The following is an 18,663-nucleotide window of genomic DNA, read 5'->3' as shown; positions in this document are numbered from 1 at the left end:
CCTCCTGCGCGGACTCCTTCGTCGTCTCCCCCGCAGGAGCGGGTTTCTCCGGGGTCGTCCCCGCGCCGTCGGTCTTCGGAGCGTCGGGCTTCGCACCGTCGAACTTCGCGCCGTCGGCCTTCGCAGCGCCCGACGTCGCCGAGGCGTCCGCCTCCTCGGCACTCTCGCTCGTCACGGCATCGAGCGGCTCGGTCCGCGCCTTCGCGGACTCGGCCCGGCCGGCGCGCGCGGCGGCGCCTGACGATTGCCCGCCGCGGGAGGCGGGGGCGGTGCCGGCTGGGCGCGGGCGCGGCGGGCCTGGGCCTCGGCCAGCAGGCGTTCGCTGAGGGCGTAGCGGTCCACCGCCGCCTCGCCGATGCACTCGTCCACGCCGGCGTCGATGTACCAGCGCAGCAGGGCCTGCGGGCTTAGGTCGAGGCTGAGGGGATCGGCGGCGGCGGTGTCGGTCATGGCGGCGACGTTAGCAGGGCCGGCGACGATTTTCGACAGCGTGGTGAAGTTCTCGCCTTCGCATGCGCGGAAACTGCTGATTGGCCCGAATCATGTGCTATAACCCGCGGCACGGGAACGGGAAGCCTCTGCCACGCTGAGCGGGCCGCAGAAGTTTGGAGGAAGGATGGAACGGGAATCGATGGAATTCGACGTCGTGGTCGTCGGCGCCGGCCCTGCCGGTCTGTCGGCCGCGATCCGGCTGCGCCAGCTCGCCCTCGAAAACGACAAGGAAATCTCCGTCTGCGTCATCGAGAAGGGGTCCGAGGTCGGGGCGCACATTCTGTCCGGTGCGGTCATCGAGACCCGCGCCCTGGACGAGCTGATCCCTGACTGGAAGAGCAAGGACGCGCCGCTGACGGTCGAGGCCAAGGACGACAACTTCGTCTTCCTGACGGAGAAGGGCTCGTTCAAGCTGCCGACGCCGCCGCAGATGCACAACGCCGGCAACTACATCGTCTCGCTCGGCAACGTCACCCGCTGGCTCGGCCAGCAGGCGGAGGCGCTGGGCGTCGAGGTCTACCCCGGCTTCGCCGCCGCCGAGGTGCTTTATGACGACACCGGCGCCGTCCGGGGCGTGGCGACCGGCGACATGGGCATCGGCAAGAACGGCGAGCGCACCGCCGCCTACACGCCGGGGATGGAGCTGCTCGCCCGCTACACCATCTTCGCCGAAGGCTGCCGCGGCAGCCTGACCAAGCAGCTGTTCACCAAGTTCGACCTGCGCAAGGACTGCGACCCGCAGACCTACGGCATCGGCATCAAGGAACTGTGGGAGATCGATCCCGCCAAGTCCAAGCCGGGCACCATCATGCACACGGTCGGCTGGCCGATGGACCCGCACACCTACGGCGGCTCGTTCATCTACCACCTGGACGGCAACCAGCTGGCCATCGGCTTCGTGGTCGGGCTCGACTACCAGAACCCGCACCTGTCGCCGTTCGAGGAATTCCAGCGCTTCAAGCACCACCCGGCGATCCGTCCGCTGCTGGAAGGCGGCCGCCGCATCGCCTATGGCGCCCGCGCGCTGTCGGAAGGCGGCATCCAGTCCATCCCCAAGCTGACCTTCCCGGGCGGCGTGCTGGTGGGCGATACCGCCGGCTTCCTCAACGTGCCGAAGATCAAGGGCACCCACACCGCCATGAAGTCGGCCATGGTGGCGGCCGACGCCATCTTCGCCGAACTGGCCAAGGATGCGCCGGCGCCGGAAGTGACCGCCTACACCGACCTCATCAAGCAGAGCTGGGTGTGGGAGGAACTGCACAAGGTCCGCAACATCCGCCCGAGCTTCCACAAGGGCCTGTATGTCGGCATCGTCTACTCGGCGCTGGAAACCTATGTCTTCCGCGGCAAGGCGCCGTGGACCTTCAAGATTCACGCCGACCACACGGCGCTGAAGAAGGCCAGCGAGTGCCCGAAGATCGTCTACCCGAAGCCCGACGGCGTCATCAGCTTCGACCGCCTGTCGTCGGTGTTCATCTCCAGCACCAACCACGAGGAAGACCAGCCGAGCCACCTGACGCTGAAGGATGCGTCGGTGCCGGTGGCGGTGAACCTGGCCGAATACGACGGCCCGGAACAGCGCTACTGCCCGGCCGGCGTCTACGAGTTCGTGGAGGACGGACAGTCCGGCGGCCGCCGCCTGCAGATCAACGCGCAGAACTGCGTGCACTGCAAGACCTGCGACATCAAGGACCCCACCCAGAACATCAATTGGGTGGTGCCGCAGGGTGGTGACGGGCCGAACTATCCCAATATGTAAGGCAAGGGCGACCGCCTTTCGCCGCCGCCGCGGATCGGATGCGATTCGCGGCGGTGGCGTTTCGGCGGTCGGTTGCTCTATGCTGGCGCCGACCCCCGTGTCCGGCGCCACTGCTCGACGGAACCCGATGACCTTGCACCCCATGCCCGCCCGCCTGCTGCGGGGCGCTGCCCTGGCCGCCCTGCTTGCCCTGGTTCCCACCGCCTGCGCCACCGCGGGCAAGTCCGCCGGTCCGACGGCGGTGGCGGAAGCCGGCACCATCCACGACCTGCGGGCCTGGGGGCTGGGCAAGATCCGGGAAGGCGAGCCGCTGGCCGACGGCCCGCGCGGCTACGGCAGCTATCTGGCCGCCCGCCAGGCCCAGATCGACGGCGACACCCGCGCCGCCGCCGACCTGTTCCTCGCCACCCTGAAGGCCGACCCCGACAATCCGCAGCTGGTGCGGCGCGCCTACTTCTACCTCGTGGCCGAAGGCCGCATCGAGGAAGCGGTGCCGCTCGCCCGCAAGGCCCTGGCGCTGGACGAGAGCGAGCCGCTGGCGCCGCTGGTGCTGGCCGCCTCGGCCGCCGCCGACGGCCGCTTTGCGGCGGCGGAGGAAATCGTCGCCCGGCTGGACAGCCGCGGCCTCAACTCCTTCATGGTGCCGCTCATGCGCGCCTGGGCGCTGGCCGGGCAGAAGCGCTGGGACGCCGCCCTGACCACCCTGGCGCCGCTGAAGGACCAGCCGCAGTTCCAGAGCCTGCACGACTTCCACGCGGCGCTGATCGCCGACGTCGCCGGCCGCACCGCCGAGGCCGACCGCCTCTATGCCGCCATCCTGGCGCCCAACCCCGACATCACCCTGCGCACCCTGCAGACCGCCGCCAGCTGGCTCTACCGCCAGGGCAAGGCGGAAGCGGCGGGCGAGGCCATCGCCACCTATGCCGCCGCCCATGCCGACAACGGCCTGATCGGCGCGGCGCTGGAGGACATCGAGGGCCGCGGCAAGCGCGGCGCGCCGGTCACCAACGCCCGCCAGGGCATGGCGGAAGTGTTCTACGGCGCCGCCTCCACCCTGCTGCAGGGCAATGCCTACGACACCGGCCTGTCCTTCGCCCGGCTGGCGGAGCACCTGGACCCCGACCTGGAACTGGCCCGCATGCTGGCCGGCGACATCCTGACCCGCATGAACCGCGAGGCCGACGCCAACGCCGTCTATGCCACCGCCCGCCGCGACGGCATCGCGTGGTACTCCGCCCGCCTGCGCATGGCCGACAACCTGGAGCGCATCGGCCGTTTCGACGAGGCGGTGGCGCTGATCGAGGAGGTCACCAGGGCCTACCCCGACCGGCCGGAGCCGCTGATGGTGCTGGGCGACCTGCACCGCCGCAACAAGCAGTGGACCGCCGCCGTCGACGGCTACAACCGGGCCATCGCCCTGCTGCCGGAGGTGCGGCCGGAGCATTGGTCGTGGTTCTACAGCCGCGGCATCGCCTTCGAACGCTCCGACCAGTGGCCGAAGGCGGAAGCCGACTTCCGCAAGGCGCTGGACCTCAGCCCCGACCAGCCCTTCGTGCTCAACTACCTCGGCTATTCCTGGATCGACAAGGGCATGCACCTTGAGGAAGGCCGCGAGATGATCGAGAAGGCGGTGCGCCAGCGGCCGCGCGACGGCTACATCGTCGACAGCCTGGGCTGGGTGCTGTTCCTCATGGGCGACTACGACGGCGCCGTGCGCCACCTGGAGCGCGCCATCGAGCTGACCCCCGACGACCCCACCATCAACGACCACCTGGGCGACGCCTACTGGATGGTCGGCCGCCGCCTGGAGGCCCGCTTCCAGTGGCAGCGGGCGCTGGACATGGGGCCGGAGGAAGAGGGGCAGGCGGAGCGCATCCGCGACAAGATCGCCAACGGCCTGGGCGAGCCCGAGCACACCCCGGCGGTGCCGGCCTCCGGCAGCGCCGACTGACCCCCGCCGCCGCCGGTCCCGCCATGAGCGACTCCGCCGTCGTCACCGTCGAGGCTCCCGCCAAGGTGAACCTCAGCCTGCATGTGGTCGGCCGGCGGGATGACGGCTATCACCTGCTCGACAGCCTGATCGTCTTCGCCGGGGTGGGCGATACCGTCACCGCCGCGCCGGCCGACGAACTGACCCTGACCGTCGACGGCCCCTTCGCCACCGCCCTGGCCGAGGCCCTGCCGCCGGGGGCGGACAACATCGTACTCACTGCCGCCCGCCGGCTGGCCGCCCTGGCCGGCGTGCAGGCGGCGGCTCGCCTGACCCTGACCAAGCGGCTGCCGGTGGCGGCCGGCATCGGCGGCGGTTCGGCCGATGCGGCGGCGGCGCTGACGGCGCTGTGCCGGCTGTGGCGGGTGGCGCCCGATCCGGCGGCGCTGCGGGCGCTGGCCCTCGGGCTCGGTGCCGACGTGCCGGTGTGCCTGCACGGGCGGGCGGCCCTCGTCTCCGGGGTCGGCGAGGGGATAACCGATGCGCCGGCCCTGCCGCCGGCCTGGCTGGTGCTGGTCAATCCGCTGGTGGCGGTCTCCACCCCGGCGGTGTTCAAGGCCCGCCGCGGCCGCTTCAACCAGCCGGCGCCGCTGACCGAAGCGCCGGCCGACGTTACCGCCCTGGCCGAGGCCCTGCGCGCCCGCGCCAACGACCTGACCAAGGCGGCGGTCGCCCTGGCGCCGGAGATCGGCACCGTACTGGTGGACCTGGGGGCGCTGCCCGGCTGCCTGCTGGCCCGCATGTCGGGCAGCGGCGCCACCTGCTTCGGCCTGTTCGCCACCGGGGCGGAGGCCCGCGCCGCCGCCGCCCGCCTTGCCGCCGACCGCCCGCAGTGGTGGAGCGCGGCGGCGCCCCTGCTGCCGTAGAACCGGCGGTGGAGAGTGACTTGCGGCGGGCGCGAGCCATCGCCTAAGATGCGCCACAGTGGCGCGGCAGGCTCGGATACCGGGGGAACCGCCGGCCCGCCTGCGAGTTTTCCGACCACCGCCGTCGACCCGCACCACTGAAGGAGGCCTCAGTGAACCGTATCGCGTCCCTGCTCACCGCCCTTGTGCTGGCGGTCTTCGCCGTTCCTGCCCTGGCGCAGGACAAGCCCGCCGTGCCCGAGTACCAGGAGCGGGTGCTGGGCAACCCCGACGCGCCGGTCACCATCATCGAGTATTCCTCGCTCACCTGCCCGCATTGCGCCGACTTCCACCGCAATCTGCTGCCCGAGGTGAAGAAGGAATTCATCGATACCGGCAAGGCCAAGCTGATCTTCCGCGACTTCCCGCTCGACCCGCTGGCCACCGCCGCCGCCATGGTCGCCCGCTGCGCGCCGGAAAACAGCTACTTCCGCCTGCTGGAGACCCTGTTCGCCAACCAGGACGCCTGGGCGCGTTCCAACAAGCCGCTGGAAGCCATCAGCGGCTATGCCCGCCTGGCCGGCCTCAACGGCGATGCCCTCACCGCCTGCCTGCAGAGCGAGGACATGCTGAACGCCATCAACGGCGTGAAGGCCGAAGGCAGCCAGAAGTACGGCGTGCGCGGCACCCCGACGCTGATCGTCGACGATCAGGTGCTGAGCGCCTACACCGACCTGCCGACCGCGCTGGTCAAGGCCACCAACTGACCTGAACCCGCCCGTCCCCGCCGCCGCGCGCCCCCCGGAACCCGCTCCGTGATCCGTTTCTCCCGGCTTCGCCTGTCCGGCTTCAAGAGCTTCGTCGACCCGACGGACCTGCTCATCGAGCCGGGCATGACCGGGGTCGTCGGACCCAACGGCTGCGGCAAGTCCAACCTGGTGGAAGCGCTGCGGTGGGTGATGGGGGAAACCTCCGCCAAGCAGATGCGCGGCGGCGAGATGGACGACGTCATCTTCGGCGGCACCGCCAGCCGCCCGGCCCGCAACATCGCCGAGGTGACGGTCAGCCTCGACAACCGCGACCGCAGCGCGCCGGCCCTGTTCAATACCTCCGACGAACTGGAGATCACCCGCCGGATCGAACGCGGCAAGGGCTCCGTCTACCGCGTCAACGGCAAGGAGACGCGCGCCAAGGACGTCATGCTGCTGTTCGCCGATGCCGCCACCGGCGCGCGGTCGACGGCCATGGTCAGCCAGGGGCGTGTCGGCGCCCTCATCAACGCCAAGCCGAGCCAGCGCCGCAGCCTGCTGGAGGAAGCGGCCGGCATCGGCGGCCTGCACAGCCGCCGGCACGAGGCGGAACTGCGGCTGAAGGGGGCGGAAGCCAACCTGCAGCGGCTGGAGGACGTGCTCCAGGCCCTCAACGCCCAGCTCGGCAACCTGCGCAAGCAGTCGCGGCAGGCCGCCCGCTACCGCCTGCTGTCGGAGCAGATCCGCCAGCTGGAGGCGCTGGTCCTGCACCTGCGCTGGAGCCGCGCCATCACCGCCCTGGAACAGGCCAAGGCCCAGCTGCACGAGGCCGAGGCGCGGGTGGCGGAACTGACCGGCCTGGCCGCCTCCGCCTCCCGCCAGCACCTGGAGGCCGACGAGGCGATGCCGGCCCTGCGGCAGGCGGAAGCCGAGGCCGCCGCCCGCCTGCAACGGCTGGTGCTGGCCCGCGAGCAACTGGATGCCGAGGAAAAGCGCCTTGCCATGGCGCGCCAGGATGCCGAGGTGCGGCTGCGCCAGATCGCCGACGACATCGAGCGCGAGCGCCTGCGCGCCCAGGACGCCGGCGAGGCGGTGGCGCGGCTGGAGGCCGAGCGCGACAGCCTGATCGAGTCCTCCGCCGACGAGGAGCTGGAGCAGGAAGAGGCGCGCGAGCGCCTCGCCCGCGTCAACGAGGACGTTACCGACCGCGAAGCCGAACTCACCCGCCTGACCGAACAGGCCGCCGCCGAGGACGCCCAGCGCAAGGCCCTGCTGCGGCGGGCGGAGGAAGCCGACCTGCGGGCCGAGCGGGCCGAACGCCGCCTGCGCGAGACCGAGGACAGCCGATCCTCGGCTGCTGCCGCCGGGGTGCCGCGTGAAGACCTGGAACTGGCGGAAGAACGCCTATTCGCCGCCGAGGAGGCGCTGGAAGCCGCCCGCTCCACCCGCGTCACCGCCGAGGAAACCCGCTCCGCCCGCCAGACCGATTACGAAGCCGCCCGCGATGCCCTGCAGACCGAAAGCGCCGCCCGCGCCCGCCTGAAGGCCGAAATCGACGCCCTCACCGACCTGCTGGCGGCGGAACGGCGGGAGGCGGCAGGATCGGGCGGCGGGCCGCCGGTGCTCGATGCCCTGACCGTGCAGCCGGGCAGCGAACAGGCGCTCGGCGCCGCCCTCGGCGATGATCTGGCGGCGCCGGTGGCCGACAGCGGCCCGCGCCGCTGGCAGGCGTCCGCCGTGAAGGGCGAGGCGGCGGCCCGCCTGCCGGCCGGGGCGGAGCCGCTCGACCGGCTGGTGTCGGGCGCGCCGGCGCTGGCGCGGCGGCTGGCGGCGACCGGTCTGGTGAAGGATCGCGACAACGCCGCCGCGCTCGCCCGCGATCTGGCGCCCGGCCAGCGGCTGGTGACGCCCGACGGCGACCTGTGGCGGTGGGATGGATTCGTCGCCGAGGCCGGCGCCCCCTCGGCCGCCGCCACGCGCCTCAAGCAGCGCAACCGGCTGGCGGAGCTGGACGAGCAGCTTTACGGCCTGGAGGCGCGGGTGGAGGCGGCGGAGACGCGGGTGGAGGATGCCCGCCTGGCCGTCGATCACGCTCAGGAAGCCGCCCGCACCGGCCGCGACCGCGAGCGGGCGGCGGAACAGGCGCTGACCGATGCCCGCAACCGCCAGATCGAACTGTCGCGACGCAACGCCGCCACCGAAAGCCGGTTGGCGGCGCTCGACCAGACCATCGCCCAGATGCAGGCCGACCTCGCCGAAGCCCGCGCCCAGGCCGAGGAAGCCCGCGAGCAGCGCGCCCGCCTGGGCGACGGCGGTGGCGAGCGCGAGCGCATCGACCGCCTGCGGGCCGAGGTGGCGGAGCTGCGGGCGCAGCTGGCCGAGGCGCGGTCCCAGCACGACCGGGTGTTCCGCGAGGCGGAGGAACGCGCCCGCCGCCTGACGGCGGTGGAGGCCGAGCTGGAGTCGTGGCAGCGCCGGCAGGCCGGCAGCAGCGGCACCTTCGAGGAACTGGAAGCCCGCCGCGAGGCGGTGATGGAAGACCTCGCCCATCTCGCCGAACGGCCGCTGGAAATCGCCGCCCAGCGCGAGACGCTGGCCGAGGAGATCGACCGGGCCGAGGCGCAGCGGCGCATCGCCGCCGACCGGCTGGCCGAGGGCGACCACCGCCTGCGCGACGCCGACCGCACCCTGCGCGAGGCCGAACAGGCGCTGGCGCGGGCGCGCGAGGACCGCGTGCGGGCGGAAGGCGCGGTGGACGGCGGCCGCCAGCAGTGCCAGCAGATCGCCGCCGCCATTTCGGAACGACTCGACTGCACCCCGGAGCAGACGCGGGCGCTGGCCGGGCTCGACGACCCCGAGGCGCCGCCGGCCCCCGACCTCGCCGACGCCGAGGACCGCCTGCAGCGCCTCAGCCGCGAGCGCGAGATGATGGGGCCGGTGAACCTGCGCGCCGAGCAGGAGGCGCAGGAGCTTGAGGTGCAGGTGACCACCCTGACGGCCGAGCGCGACGACCTGGTGGCCGCCATCGCCCGCCTGCGTCAGGGCATCGCCGAGCTGAACCGCGAGGGGCGGCAGCGCCTGCTGGCCAGCTTCGAGAAGGTCGACCGCCACTTCCGCACCCTGTTCGTGCGCCTGTTCGGCGGCGGCCGCGCCCATCTGGCGCTGACCGAATCCGACGATCCGCTGGAGGCGGGGCTGGAGATCATGGCCTCGCCGCCGGGCAAGCGGCTGCAGATCCTGTCGCTGCTGTCGGGCGGCGAGCAGGCGATGACCGCACTCGCCCTGCTGTTCGCCGTGTTCCTGGTCAACCCGGCGCCCATCTGCGTGCTGGACGAGGTGGACGCGCCGCTCGACGATGCCAACGTCGACCGGTTTTGCGCCATGCTGGACGAACTGACCCGCATGTCGGAAGCCTCCACCCGCTTCCTGGTGGTCACCCACCACCGCATGACCATGGCCCGCATGGACCGCCTGTTCGGCGTCACCATGGCCGAACGCGGCGTCTCCACCCTGGTGTCGGTGGACCTGCACGAGGCGGAGCGGCTGCGCGAGGCCGGCTAGGGCAGTGGTGCCCCGCCCTGTCGGGTAGTTTTCGCCGCAGGCCGCTGCGGCGCCTTCAAGGCGTTGATTTGGCAGCGGTTTTGCCCGAAGCGGGTGGGCGCGGGGCAGGGTTTTCCGGCTTGACAGGGCTGGAGCCAAACCTTATGGTGCGCGCGATTTTCAGGGGGCTTGCGCGGCCGTTCGCGGGGTTCTCGCAAGGACGGGAACGGTCGACGGACCACCCGGAAGGCTGAGGACCGGAAAGCGCATGAGCGATCGCGACAAGCCCTCGCTGGAGGACATCGATGCCCGAATCCGGGCCGCCCGTGGCGGGTCGGAGACGGGTGCGGGGGCGAACGAGGAGGGGCCGGGGGCGCGCAACGTCTCTGGCATCGGCATCGCCTTCCGCATCAGCATCGAGTTCACCACCGGCGTCCTGGTGGGGTTCGGAATCGGATACCTGCTGGACCAGTGGCTGGGCACCGCACCGTGGTTGATGGTGGTGTTCCTGCTGCTCGGGTTCGCGGCCGGTGCGATGAACGTCTACCGCGTGGTCAAGGGGCTCGATCAGAGTGTCGGGCTGGGCCAGGCGGTGGAACGCAGGAAGGAGGCGGAGCGACGCTCCGGCGACAAGACGCGGGAGTGACGGGCCGGTTCCGGTCCGGGTTTTCCCGACAGAGATTGGCCGGCCCTGCTGGGCCCTAACAAGAGGAACGACAGTGGCTAGTCCGGTTGAGCAATTCGCTGTCAAGCCGATCATCCCGATCCAGGTCGGCGGCGTCGACATCTCCTTCACCAACTCGGCCCTGTTCATGACCATCGCCGTGGGCGTGTCGGCGCTGTTCTTCTGGTACGGCACGCGCAAGCGCGCGCTGGTGCCGAGCCGCTGGCAGTCGATGAACGAAGTGTTCTACGAGTTCATCGCCAACATGATCCGCGACAACGTGGGCAAGGAAGGGATGAAGTATTTCCCCTTCATCTTCACGCTGTTCATGTTCGTGTTCCTGGGCAACATGCTCGGCCTGCTGCCCTACAGCTTCACCTACACCAGCCACATCGCGGTGACCGCGGCGCTGGCGGTGTTCATCTTCATCGCGGTGACGATCATCGGGTTCGCCCGCCATGGCACGCACTTCCTGCGGATGTTCTTCCCGCACGGTGCGCCCATCGCGACGGCGCCGATCCTCATCCCGATCGAACTGATTTCCTACCTGTCCCGCCCCTTCAGCCTGTCGGTCCGTCTGTTCGCCAACATGACCGTCGGCCACATCATGCTGAAGGTTCTGGCTGGTTTCGTTGTTGCGCTGGGCGTGTTCGGCGTCATTCCGCTGGCCGTCGTGTTCGGCGTCACCCTGCTTGAGATCGGCATCGCCGCCCTGCAGGCCTACGTGTTCACCATCCTGACCTGCATCTACCTCAACGACGCGATCAACATGCACTGAGGCGTCGCGGCGGCCTTGCCTTCGGCGTGGCCGCCGGGTAGACCCTGCCGCGGGTCTGCGAGTGCCCTTCAACCTGTGCCTTATGACAAGGGAAGAGAGAAATGGACGCTGAAGCTGCGAAGATGATTGGTGCCGGTCTGGCCGCCATCGGCATGATCGGTTCCGGTATCGGTGTGGGTAACATCTGGGCGAACCTGATCGCCACCGTCGGCCGCAACCCGGCCGCCAAGAGCAGCGTCGAGCTGTACGGCTGGATCGGCTTCGCCGTGACGGAAGCTATCGCGCTGTTCGCTCTGGTCGTCGCCCTGATCCTCCTGTTCGCCGCGTAATCCTCGCGGGGAATGACGACGCCGGCAGGCGGTGCGGGGCCCTCCTGGTGCCCCGGCCGCCTTCCCGGCCCGTTTCGTGAAAGGGGGCCGCGCCGCTCCCGGCGCCGCATCCGATCCTCCGCCACAGCCGCCGCCCCAGGCGCGGCCGTCGCCGAGGCCGGGTTCGACGCAGGGCCGTCCGGTCCTTCCGCCACCAGGAGCCTCAGGTAATGCCGCAGTTCGACCCGACGTCGTTTCCGTCCCAGCTGTTCTGGCTGGTGGTGACCTTCGTCGTCCTCTACGTGCTCATCTCCCGCTTTGCCATTCCGCGCATCGGCGACGTGATGGAACAGCGCCAGAAGATGATGGACGACGACCTGGACCGTGCCGCCCAGCTCAAGGCGGAAGCGGAAAACGCTGTCCAGACCTATGAAAAGGCTCTGGCCGAAGCGCGCGCCAAGGCCCACGAGGTGATGAAGGCCGCCACCGACGAAATGTCGCGCAAGGCCGAAGAACGCAACCGCGAGGTTGCCGGTCGCCTGGCGCAGCAGATCGCCGACGGCGAGGCCCGCATCGCCGCCGCCCGCGACCAGGCCCTGGCCTCGGTCCGCGACGTCGCCACCGATGCCGCCAAGGCGATCGCCGGCAAGCTGGCCGACGTGTCGCTCGCTGACGACAAGGTGGACGCCGCCGTCGGTGCCGCCCTGCAGGAGTCCCGCTGATGATCATCAGCTCCGCACTCGCCGCGACGGGCGAAGCCGGTCACGCCGCGCCCATCTACGCCACCGCCGAATTCTGGGTCGCCGCTTCGTTCCTGCTGGTGATCCTGGCCTTCGCCAAGCCGGTGCTGCGCGCGATCACCGCCGGGCTCGACACCCGCGCCGACCAGATCCGCACCAAGCTGGAAGAAGCCCGCAAGCTGCGTGAAGACGCGCAGGCCCTGCTGGCCGAATACCAGCGCAAGCAGCGCGACGCCCTGAGCGAAGCCGAAGACATCATCGCCCACGCCAAGGAAGAGGCCGAGCGCATCCGCGCCGAGGCCGAGGTGGCGCTGGCCGACTCCATCGCCCGCCGCGAAAAGCAGGCCATGGAGCGCATCGCCAACGCCGAGGCGGAAGCCATGCGCCAGGTGCGCAACCAGGCCGTCGACATCGCCGTCGCCGCCGCCTCGCGCCTGCTGCAGGACAACCTGCCGGCCGACCGGGCCGACGCGCTGGTCGACCAGACCATCCGCGACCTGCCGGCCAAGCTGCACTGAGCCTGCCTCCGGCAGCACCACGCGGCATCCTGGTGAAGTACAGCCCGACCCCGTCGCCGACACCCGGCGGCGGGGTCGGTGCCGTTTCGGGCCGCGTGCCGCCGGCGGCCTCTACCTCGTCTTGTACCGCACTGCACCCTTCGATATAACCTTCCCCCATGACGAGGGGGGATACTCCGATTCGCCGCGGCCGCGCCCTGGGCGCCGCCATGCTGGGCGCTGCTGTTGCCGTCGCCGCCGGGCTGACGGCGGGGATGGGAGTCCCGACGGCCCCCGCCTTCGCGCAAGCGCAGTCGGCGATGCCGTCGCCGGCCGCCGTGGCGCCCGATGCCGATCCGGCGGCGGTGCTCGGTGAGGCCGATGCCGCCCTCTACCAGCAGATCTTCCGCCTGCAGGACGCCGGCGACATGGCCGCCGCCGACCGCCTGATGGCGCAGCTGTCCGACCGCGTGCTGCTGGGCCATGTGCTGGCGCAGCGCTACCTGCACCCCACCGGCTGGCGCGCCACCGGCAGCGAGCTGCGCGACTGGCTGACCGCCCATGGCGACCACCCGGAGGCGGAGCGCATCCATGCCCTGGCCCGCCAGCGCGGTGCCGCCGGGGCGCCGGCGCCGGACGGGCAGGGGGCGCTGGGCGGTAACGGCGGCATCGACCATCAGCCGTGGCTGCCGCGCTCCGGCTACACCCACCTGTCGGAGGCGGACCGCAAGACCGCCATCAAGCTGTGGTCCACCTTCCGCGCCCGCCTGAGCAAGGGCGCCACCCTCAATGCCCGCGAGGTGGTGGAGAGCGAGGACGCCAAGCGCCTGCTCACCCGCCTCGACCACGACCGCATGCGGGCGGCGCTGGCCTATGCCTACTTCATCGACGGCATGGACGATCGCACCGCCGAATGGGCGGAGCTGGCCATCAAGGGCTCCGGCGACAAGGTGCCGACGGCCTATTGGGCCGCCGGCCTCGCCGACTGGCGCGGCGGCCGGCTGACCAAGGCGGCGGCCTCGTTCGAAAAGCTGGCGGCGTCGGAGCACGCCTCGCCGTGGCTGCGGGCTGCGGGCGGCTACTGGGCGGCGCGGGCCCACCTGCGCCAGCGCGAGCCCGGCCGCGCCTACCCCCTGCTGCAGAGCGCCGCCGAGGAAGGCCGCACCTTCTACGGCCTGCTGGCGCGGCGGGCGCTCGGCCTGCCGCTGCCGTTCCAGTGGCGCGACGGCGGCCTGTCGGCGCGCGAGGCCGCGTCCCTGCTGGCCCAGCCGGGCGGCCGGCGGGCGCTGGCGCTCACCCAGATCGGCGAGCGCGAGCGGGCGGAAGCGGAACTGCGCCGCCTCTACCCCGGCGCCGATCGCGATCTGGCGACCGCCATCGCCGCCCTGGCCGAGGTGGCGGAGATGCCCGGCCTCGCCCTGCGGCTCGGCGGCCTGATGGACACCGGCGACGATCCCGACAGCATGAACGGCGCCCTGGAAACGCCCCAGTACGGCGGCCGCGCCGGCGCCCACTACCCGATCCCGCCGTGGACGCCGGTCAACGGCTGGGCCATCGACCGTGCCCTGGTCTATGCCTTCATCCGCCAGGAGAGCGCCTTCAACCCCGGCGCCCGCAGCGGCTCCGGCGCCCGCGGGCTGATGCAGCTGATGCCCGGCACCGCCGCCCTCATGCGCGATGCCACCGGCATCACCGCCGCCGAAGGGTCGGTGGACGAACCCTCCATCAACCTGGCGCTGGGGCAGGCCTACATCGACCGGCTGCTGTCGGAGCCGTCCATCAACGGCAACCTGTTCTTCCTGGCGGCGGCCTACAACGCCGGGCCGGGCAACCTGCAGAAGTGGGTGGCGCGCGGCCGGCACCAGAACGACCCGCTGCTGTTCATCGAATGCATGCCGAGCCGCGAAACGCGGGTGTTCATCGAACGGGTGCTGGCCAACCTGTGGATCTACCGCCATCGCATGGGGCAATCGCTGGCATCGCTGGATGCGGTGGTCGCCGGGGACTGGCCGCTCTATACTGCCGCCGACCGCGATGACCCCACCATGGCCGGAGCCGAGAATGTCGAAGATTACTGAGGACCGTGCGTTCCTGCCGGTGCGTATCGCCGTGCTGACGGTATCCGATACCCGCTCGCTGGACGATGACCGCTCCGGCCAGGTGCTTGTCGACCGTCTGACTGCCGACGGCCACATCCTGGCCGACCGGGCCATCGTGCGCGACGACGTGGAGGAAATCCGCGCCGCCGTCACCGCCTGGATCGACCGCGACGACGTCGACTGCGTCATCGCCACCGGCGGCACCGGCGTCACCGGCCGCGACGTCACCCCGGAAGCCTTCGAGGCCCTGTACGAGAAGGCCATCCCCGGCTTCGGCGAGCTGTTCCGCTGGCAGAGCTACCAGAAGATCGGCACCTCGACCATCCAGAGCCGCGCCACCGCCGGCGTCACCCGCGGCACCTACCTGTTCGCCCTGCCGGGCAGCCCCGGCGCCTGCAAGGACGCCTGGGACGGCATCCTGCACCAGCAGCTCGACAGCCGCTTCAAGCCCTGCAACTTCGTGGAACTGATGCCGCGCCTGCGGGAGCATCTGACCACCTCGCGCGGCAGCCTTTGAACCACCAAGACACAAAGACACAAAGACACCAAGACATCGTCCTCGTAGGTCAACGGAGGCGGCCCGGCTGGGCTGACTCCCCTTGGTGTCTTGGTGCCTTGGTGGTTCTACCCCCGGGTGGCTGACCCTTACTCCGCCGCCGCCAGCGCCTTCAGCGCCGCGATGAACTCCGGCGCCGCCCATTCGGCGATGCCTTCCTTGTAGGCCAGCTTGGTGCCGTCCTTGCCGATCAGGTAGGTGGTCGGCATCCCCCGCATGCCCAGCGCGCGGGCCAGCGCCTGCTTGTCGTCGACATAGGGTTCCAGCGCCGTCAGGCCCTGGTCCTGAAGCCAGGCGGCGGCCACGGTGTCGCCGTTGCGGTCCTCGTTGATGGTCAGCACGGCGATGCGGTCGTCGTCGGCCACCGCCGCCGCCAGGCGGTCGAGGTCGGGCATCTCCTTGACGCAGGGGGCGCACCACGTCGCCCAGAAGTTCACCACCACCACCCGGCCGCGGAAGTCCGCCAGGCTGACGGCGGCGCCGCTGCCGTCGCGGAAGGGGGTGTCGGGCAGGGCGGCGGGGTTTTCCACCTTCACCATATGCGGCACCCGGACACCGCCGATATCGGCGGCAACGGCGTTCTGGCCCCTTGCGGACGGAGCCGTTATGGTGATGATCGCAATCACGCCCAGGGCGCCGAGACCGCAGCCAGCGATCCGCGCCCCTCTGCCCGCGAACAACCCGAGTAGTCCGTTCATGAGCGACAATAGCAAGCAGGCCTCCAATGCCATGTGGGGCGGCCGGTTCGAAAGCGGCCCGTCCGCCGTCATGGAGAAGATCAACGCCTCCATCGGCTTCGACAAGCGGTTCTACCGGCACGACATCATGGGCTCCAAGGCCCACTGCGCCATGCTGGTCCGCCAGGGCATCCTGACCGAGGCGGACGGCCGCGCCATCATCGACGGACTCGACCAGGTCCTGCAAGAGATCGAAGACGGCCGCTTCGAGTTCAAGACCGAGCTTGAGGACATCCACATGAACGTGGAGGCCCGGCTGGCCGAGATCATCGGCGAGCCGGCCGGCCGCCTGCACACCGCCCGCTCGCGCAACGATCAGGTGGCGACCGACTTCCGCCTGTGGACGCGCGACGCCATCGACCTGATCGACCGGGCGCTGGAGGGTCTGCAGCGGGCCCTCATCACCCAGGCCGAGGCCCATGCCGAAACGGTCATGCCCGGCTTCACCCACCTGCAGGCGGCGCAGCCGATCACCTTCGGCCACCACATGATGGCTTATGTGGAGATGTTCGGGCGTGACCGCGGCCGCTTCGGCGACTGCCGCACCCGCCTGAACGAAAGCCCGCTCGGCGCCGCCGCGCTGGCCGGCACCAGCTTCCCCATCGACCGCCACGCGACGGCGGAGATGCTGGGCTTCGACCGCCCCTGCGCCAACTCGCTGGATGCGGTGTCGGACCGCGACTTCGCGCTGGAATTCCTGTCGTCGGCGGCCATCTGCGCCGTCCACCTGTCGCGGCTGGCGGAGGAAATGGTCATCTGGACGACGGCGCAGTTCGCCTTCGTCAAGCTGTCGGACGCCTATACCACCGGCTCCTCCATCATGCCGCAGAAGCGCAACCCCGACGCCGCCGAGCTGGTGCGCGCCAAGGCGGGGCGCGTCATCGGCGACCTCAACAGCCTGCTGATCGTCATGAAGGGCCTGCCGCTGGCCTATTCCAAGGACATGCAGGACGACAAGGAACCGGTGTTCGAGGCCTTCGACACCCTGGAACTGGGCCTTGCCGCCATGACCGGCATGCTCACCGACCTGCGCGTCAACAGCGAGCGCTGCCGCGAGAGCGCCTCGGCCGGCTTCACCACCGCCACCGACATGGCCGACTGGCTGGTGCGGGAGCTGAACATGCCGTTCCGCCGCGCCCACCACGTCGCCGGCAGCCTGGTCAAGCTGGCGGAGGACAAGGGCTGCGACCTGCCCGACCTGACGCTGGCCGAGATGCAGACCATCGAGCCCGGCATCACCGAGGCCGCCAAGGCGGTGCTGACGGTGGAGGCGAGCGTGCGCAGCCGCACCAGCTTCGGCGGCACGGCGCCGGACAACGTGCGGGCGGCCGCCCATGCGGCGCGCGACGTGTTCCTGGCCGACGGTCCCACCATCACCGCCGGGGAGGACGACTGATGGCCGCCGCCTTCACCCGCGCCGGCCGCCTGCTGGTGCTGCTGGCGGTGGTGGCCGCCCTGGCGGCGCCGCTGGCCGCCTGCGGCAAGCGCGGCGCCAATCAGGCGCCCGACGGCTCCACCTTCCCGCGCCAGTATCCGTCCCGCTGAGGCCCTTCGATGCACCACTTCTCCTACCGCGACGGCATCCTCCATTGCGAGGACGTGCCGCTCGCCACCATCGCGGCGGCGGTCGGCACGCCGGTCTACGTCTATTCCACCGCCACCCTGCGGCGGCACTGGAGCGTCTTCACCGGCGCCCTGGCCGAGGCCGGGCTTGACACCAGCGTCCACTTCGCCACCAAGGCCAACGGCAACCGGGCGGTGCTGCGCACGCTGGCCGATCTGGGCGCCGGCGCCGACGTGGTCTCGGGCGGCGAGCTGTACGCCGCCCTGCACGCCGGCATCCCCGCGTCGCGCATCGTGTTCTCGGGCGTCGGCAAGACCCGCGACGACCTGGCCTATGCCCTCGACCAGGGCATCTTCCAGATCAATGTGGAGAGCGAGCCGGAACTGCGGCTGCTGGATGCCGTGGCGCGGGAGAAGGGGGTGAAGGCGCCCATCGCCATCCGCGTCAACCCGGACGTCGAGGCCGGCACCCACGAGAAAATCACCACCGGCAAGCTCGACAACAAGTTCGGCATCGCCTGGACCCAGGCCCATGGCCTGTACCGGCTGGCGGCCGGGCTGGACGGGATCGAGGTCAAGGCCATCGCCATGCACATCGGCAGCCAGATCGCCGACCTGGCGCCCTTCGCCGCCGCCTTCCGCCGCATGCGCGACCTGCTCGCCATCCTGCGCGCCGACGGCATCGCGATCGAACGGCTGGACATCGGCGGCGGCCTCGGCGTGCCCTACGACCGCGAAGGCGACCCGACGCCCATGCCGCCGGCCGATTATGCCAAGGTCATCCGCCAGGAACTGGGCGACCTCGGCTGCAAGATCCTGCTGGAGCCGGGCCGCCTCATCACCGCCAATGCCGGCGTGCTGCTGACCAGGGTGATCTACCGCAAGGAGGGGGCGACGCGCACCTTCCTCATCGTCGACGCCGGCATGAACGACCTCGTCCGCCCGGCCATGTACGATGCCTTCCACGACATCGCCCCCGTCGCCGAGCCCGCCGCCGGCAGCGATCGCGAACTGGTGGACGTGGTGGGGCCGATCTGCGAAAGCTCCGACATCTTCGCCAAGCAGCGCTCGCTGCCGCGGCTGGAGGCCGACGACCTGCTGGTGCTGCGCACCGCCGGCGCCTATGGCGCCGCCATGTCCAACAGCTACAACGGCCGCCCGCTGGTGCCGGAAGTGCTGGTCAACGGCGACCAGTACGCCGTCGTCCGCCGCCGCCCGAGCTGGGAAGAGATGGTGGCGCTGGAAGACCTCGCCCCCTGGCAGCAGGGCGGCTGACGCCACACCGGCGCCTGACGGAAAACATCAGGGGCGGCTCGCCGATGCGGGCCGCCCCTGATGCGTTTGCG

17 protein-coding genes are annotated in these 18,663 nt (G+C 70.9%); 15 read left to right on the top strand and 2 right to left on the bottom strand.

Features of this window, described 5'->3' with window-relative positions; genetic code table 11:
* Positions 1–171: 171 nt before the first annotated feature.
* Entirely contained in the window at positions 172–450 is a 279-nt protein-coding gene (locus ABD056_RS18455) for a hypothetical protein (RefSeq protein ID WP_343869072.1), read from the bottom strand.
* 166 nt (positions 451–616) lie between these two features.
* Between ABD056_RS18455 and ABD056_RS18450 the strand changes: the two genes are divergently transcribed.
* The 12 genes from ABD056_RS18450 to moaB all read left to right on the top strand — a co-directional run bounded on the left by ABD056_RS18450 (position 617) and on the right by moaB (position 14,978).
* Positions 617–2,251 carry an electron transfer flavoprotein-ubiquinone oxidoreductase gene (locus tag ABD056_RS18450; RefSeq protein ID WP_343869070.1) on the top strand — a complete coding sequence of 545 codons (1,635 nt, stop codon included), beginning with the start codon at positions 617–619 and terminating at the stop codon, positions 2,249–2,251.
* 127 nt (positions 2,252–2,378) lie between these two features.
* The gene (locus ABD056_RS18445; protein WP_343869067.1) at positions 2,379–4,202 is read left to right on the top strand and encodes a tetratricopeptide repeat protein; all 1,824 of its coding nucleotides are present in this window, start codon (positions 2,379–2,381) and stop codon (positions 4,200–4,202) included.
* A gap of 23 nt (positions 4,203–4,225) precedes the next feature.
* Positions 4,226–5,107 (top strand): 4-(cytidine 5'-diphospho)-2-C-methyl-D-erythritol kinase, encoded by an 882-nt coding sequence (locus tag ABD056_RS18440; protein WP_343869066.1) that lies wholly within the window; start codon positions 4,226–4,228, stop codon positions 5,105–5,107.
* A 152-nt stretch (positions 5,108–5,259) separates the two neighbouring features.
* The gene (locus tag ABD056_RS18435) at positions 5,260–5,853 is read left to right on the top strand and encodes a DsbA family protein (protein ID WP_343869065.1); all 594 of its coding nucleotides are present in this window, start codon (positions 5,260–5,262) and stop codon (positions 5,851–5,853) included.
* Between the two features lie 48 nt (positions 5,854–5,901).
* A complete protein-coding gene (gene smc / locus ABD056_RS18430) occupies positions 5,902–9,396 on the top strand; it encodes a chromosome segregation protein SMC (RefSeq protein WP_343869064.1) in 3,495 nt (1,164 codons plus the stop codon).
* A 247-nt stretch (positions 9,397–9,643) separates the two neighbouring features.
* The gene (locus tag ABD056_RS18425; RefSeq protein ID WP_343869062.1) at positions 9,644–10,021 is read left to right on the top strand and encodes an AtpZ/AtpI family protein; all 378 of its coding nucleotides are present in this window, start codon (positions 9,644–9,646) and stop codon (positions 10,019–10,021) included.
* 73 nt (positions 10,022–10,094) lie between these two features.
* Positions 10,095–10,817 carry a F0F1 ATP synthase subunit A gene (locus tag ABD056_RS18420; RefSeq protein WP_343869060.1) on the top strand — a complete coding sequence of 241 codons (723 nt, stop codon included), beginning with the start codon at positions 10,095–10,097 and terminating at the stop codon, positions 10,815–10,817.
* A 101-nt stretch (positions 10,818–10,918) separates the two neighbouring features.
* Positions 10,919–11,146, top strand: a complete 228-nt coding sequence (locus ABD056_RS18415; protein WP_097280788.1) for a F0F1 ATP synthase subunit C — start codon at positions 10,919–10,921, stop codon at positions 11,144–11,146.
* 209 nt (positions 11,147–11,355) lie between these two features.
* Positions 11,356–11,847, top strand: a complete 492-nt coding sequence (locus tag ABD056_RS18410) for a F0F1 ATP synthase subunit B family protein (RefSeq protein ID WP_343869055.1) — start codon at positions 11,356–11,358, stop codon at positions 11,845–11,847.
* Between the two features lie 2 nt (positions 11,848–11,849).
* Positions 11,850–12,383, top strand: a complete 534-nt coding sequence (locus tag ABD056_RS18405; protein ID WP_425545060.1) for a F0F1 ATP synthase subunit B family protein — start codon at positions 11,850–11,852, stop codon at positions 12,381–12,383.
* Positions 12,384–12,541: 158 nt separating this feature from the next.
* Complete coding sequence (locus tag ABD056_RS18400; protein WP_343869051.1) at positions 12,542–14,440, top strand: lytic transglycosylase domain-containing protein; 1,899 nt, start codon at positions 12,542–12,544, stop codon at positions 14,438–14,440.
* On the top strand, positions 14,424–14,978 hold the full coding sequence (gene moaB, locus ABD056_RS18395) for a molybdenum cofactor biosynthesis protein B (protein ID WP_343869050.1): 555 nt from the start codon (positions 14,424–14,426) through the stop codon (positions 14,976–14,978). The genes ABD056_RS18400 and moaB overlap by 17 nt, the downstream gene beginning before the upstream one ends.
* Positions 14,979–15,106: 128 nt before the next feature.
* Here moaB and ABD056_RS18390 read toward each other — a convergent pair whose 3' ends face one another.
* The gene (locus ABD056_RS18390) at positions 15,107–15,556 is read right to left on the bottom strand and encodes a TlpA disulfide reductase family protein (RefSeq protein WP_343869048.1); all 450 of its coding nucleotides are present in this window, start codon (positions 15,554–15,556) and stop codon (positions 15,107–15,109) included.
* 157 nt (positions 15,557–15,713) lie between these two features.
* Between ABD056_RS18390 and argH the strand changes: the two genes are divergently transcribed.
* From argH to lysA, 3 genes are read left to right on the top strand one after another with little or no spacing between them, the layout of a single operon-like run.
* The gene (gene argH, locus ABD056_RS18385; protein WP_425545059.1) at positions 15,714–17,150 is read left to right on the top strand and encodes an argininosuccinate lyase; all 1,437 of its coding nucleotides are present in this window, start codon (positions 15,714–15,716) and stop codon (positions 17,148–17,150) included.
* Positions 17,150–17,299: a hypothetical protein gene (locus tag ABD056_RS18380; RefSeq protein WP_343869046.1), complete on the top strand. Its 150-nt coding sequence runs from the start codon at positions 17,150–17,152 to the stop codon at positions 17,297–17,299. The genes argH and ABD056_RS18380 overlap by 1 nt, the downstream gene beginning before the upstream one ends.
* Positions 17,300–17,308: 9 nt before the next feature.
* Entirely contained in the window at positions 17,309–18,592 is a 1,284-nt protein-coding gene (gene lysA, locus ABD056_RS18375; RefSeq protein WP_343869044.1) for a diaminopimelate decarboxylase, read from the top strand.
* The last annotated feature ends 71 nt before the right edge of the window (positions 18,593–18,663 follow it).

The organism is Caenispirillum bisanense (genome assembly GCF_039523075.1).
In the GTDB taxonomy this organism is placed as follows: Bacteria; Pseudomonadota; Alphaproteobacteria; order Rhodospirillales; family Rhodospirillaceae; genus Caenispirillum; species Caenispirillum bisanense.
The sequence above is the reverse complement of the archived record's forward strand: the minus strand, read 5'-3'. Positions and strand labels throughout refer to the sequence as shown.

Excerpts from the sequence above, each read along its gene's own strand:
- ABD056_RS18455 (WP_343869072.1), bottom strand. The coding sequence starts at position 450 with ATGACCGACACCGCCGCCGCCGATCCCCTCAGCCTCGACCTAAGCCCG.
- ABD056_RS18450 (WP_343869070.1), top strand. The coding sequence starts at position 617 with ATGGAACGGGAATCGATGGAATTCGACGTCGTGGTCGTCGGCGCCGGC.
- ABD056_RS18445 (WP_343869067.1), top strand. The coding sequence starts at position 2,379 with ATGACCTTGCACCCCATGCCCGCCCGCCTGCTGCGGGGCGCTGCCCTG.
- ABD056_RS18440 (WP_343869066.1), top strand. The coding sequence starts at position 4,226 with ATGAGCGACTCCGCCGTCGTCACCGTCGAGGCTCCCGCCAAGGTGAAC.
- ABD056_RS18425 (WP_343869062.1), top strand. The coding sequence starts at position 9,644 with ATGAGCGATCGCGACAAGCCCTCGCTGGAGGACATCGATGCCCGAATC.
- ABD056_RS18415 (WP_097280788.1), top strand. The coding sequence starts at position 10,919 with ATGGACGCTGAAGCTGCGAAGATGATTGGTGCCGGTCTGGCCGCCATC.
- ABD056_RS18410 (WP_343869055.1), top strand. The coding sequence starts at position 11,356 with ATGCCGCAGTTCGACCCGACGTCGTTTCCGTCCCAGCTGTTCTGGCTG.
- ABD056_RS18400 (WP_343869051.1), top strand. The coding sequence starts at position 12,542 with ATGACGAGGGGGGATACTCCGATTCGCCGCGGCCGCGCCCTGGGCGCC.
- moaB (WP_343869050.1), top strand. The coding sequence starts at position 14,424 with ATGTCGAAGATTACTGAGGACCGTGCGTTCCTGCCGGTGCGTATCGCC.
- ABD056_RS18390 (WP_343869048.1), bottom strand. The coding sequence starts at position 15,556 with ATGGTGAAGGTGGAAAACCCCGCCGCCCTGCCCGACACCCCCTTCCGC.
- argH (WP_425545059.1), top strand. The coding sequence starts at position 15,714 with ATGAGCGACAATAGCAAGCAGGCCTCCAATGCCATGTGGGGCGGCCGG.
- ABD056_RS18380 (WP_343869046.1), top strand. The coding sequence starts at position 17,150 with ATGGCCGCCGCCTTCACCCGCGCCGGCCGCCTGCTGGTGCTGCTGGCG.
- lysA (WP_343869044.1), top strand. The coding sequence starts at position 17,309 with ATGCACCACTTCTCCTACCGCGACGGCATCCTCCATTGCGAGGACGTG.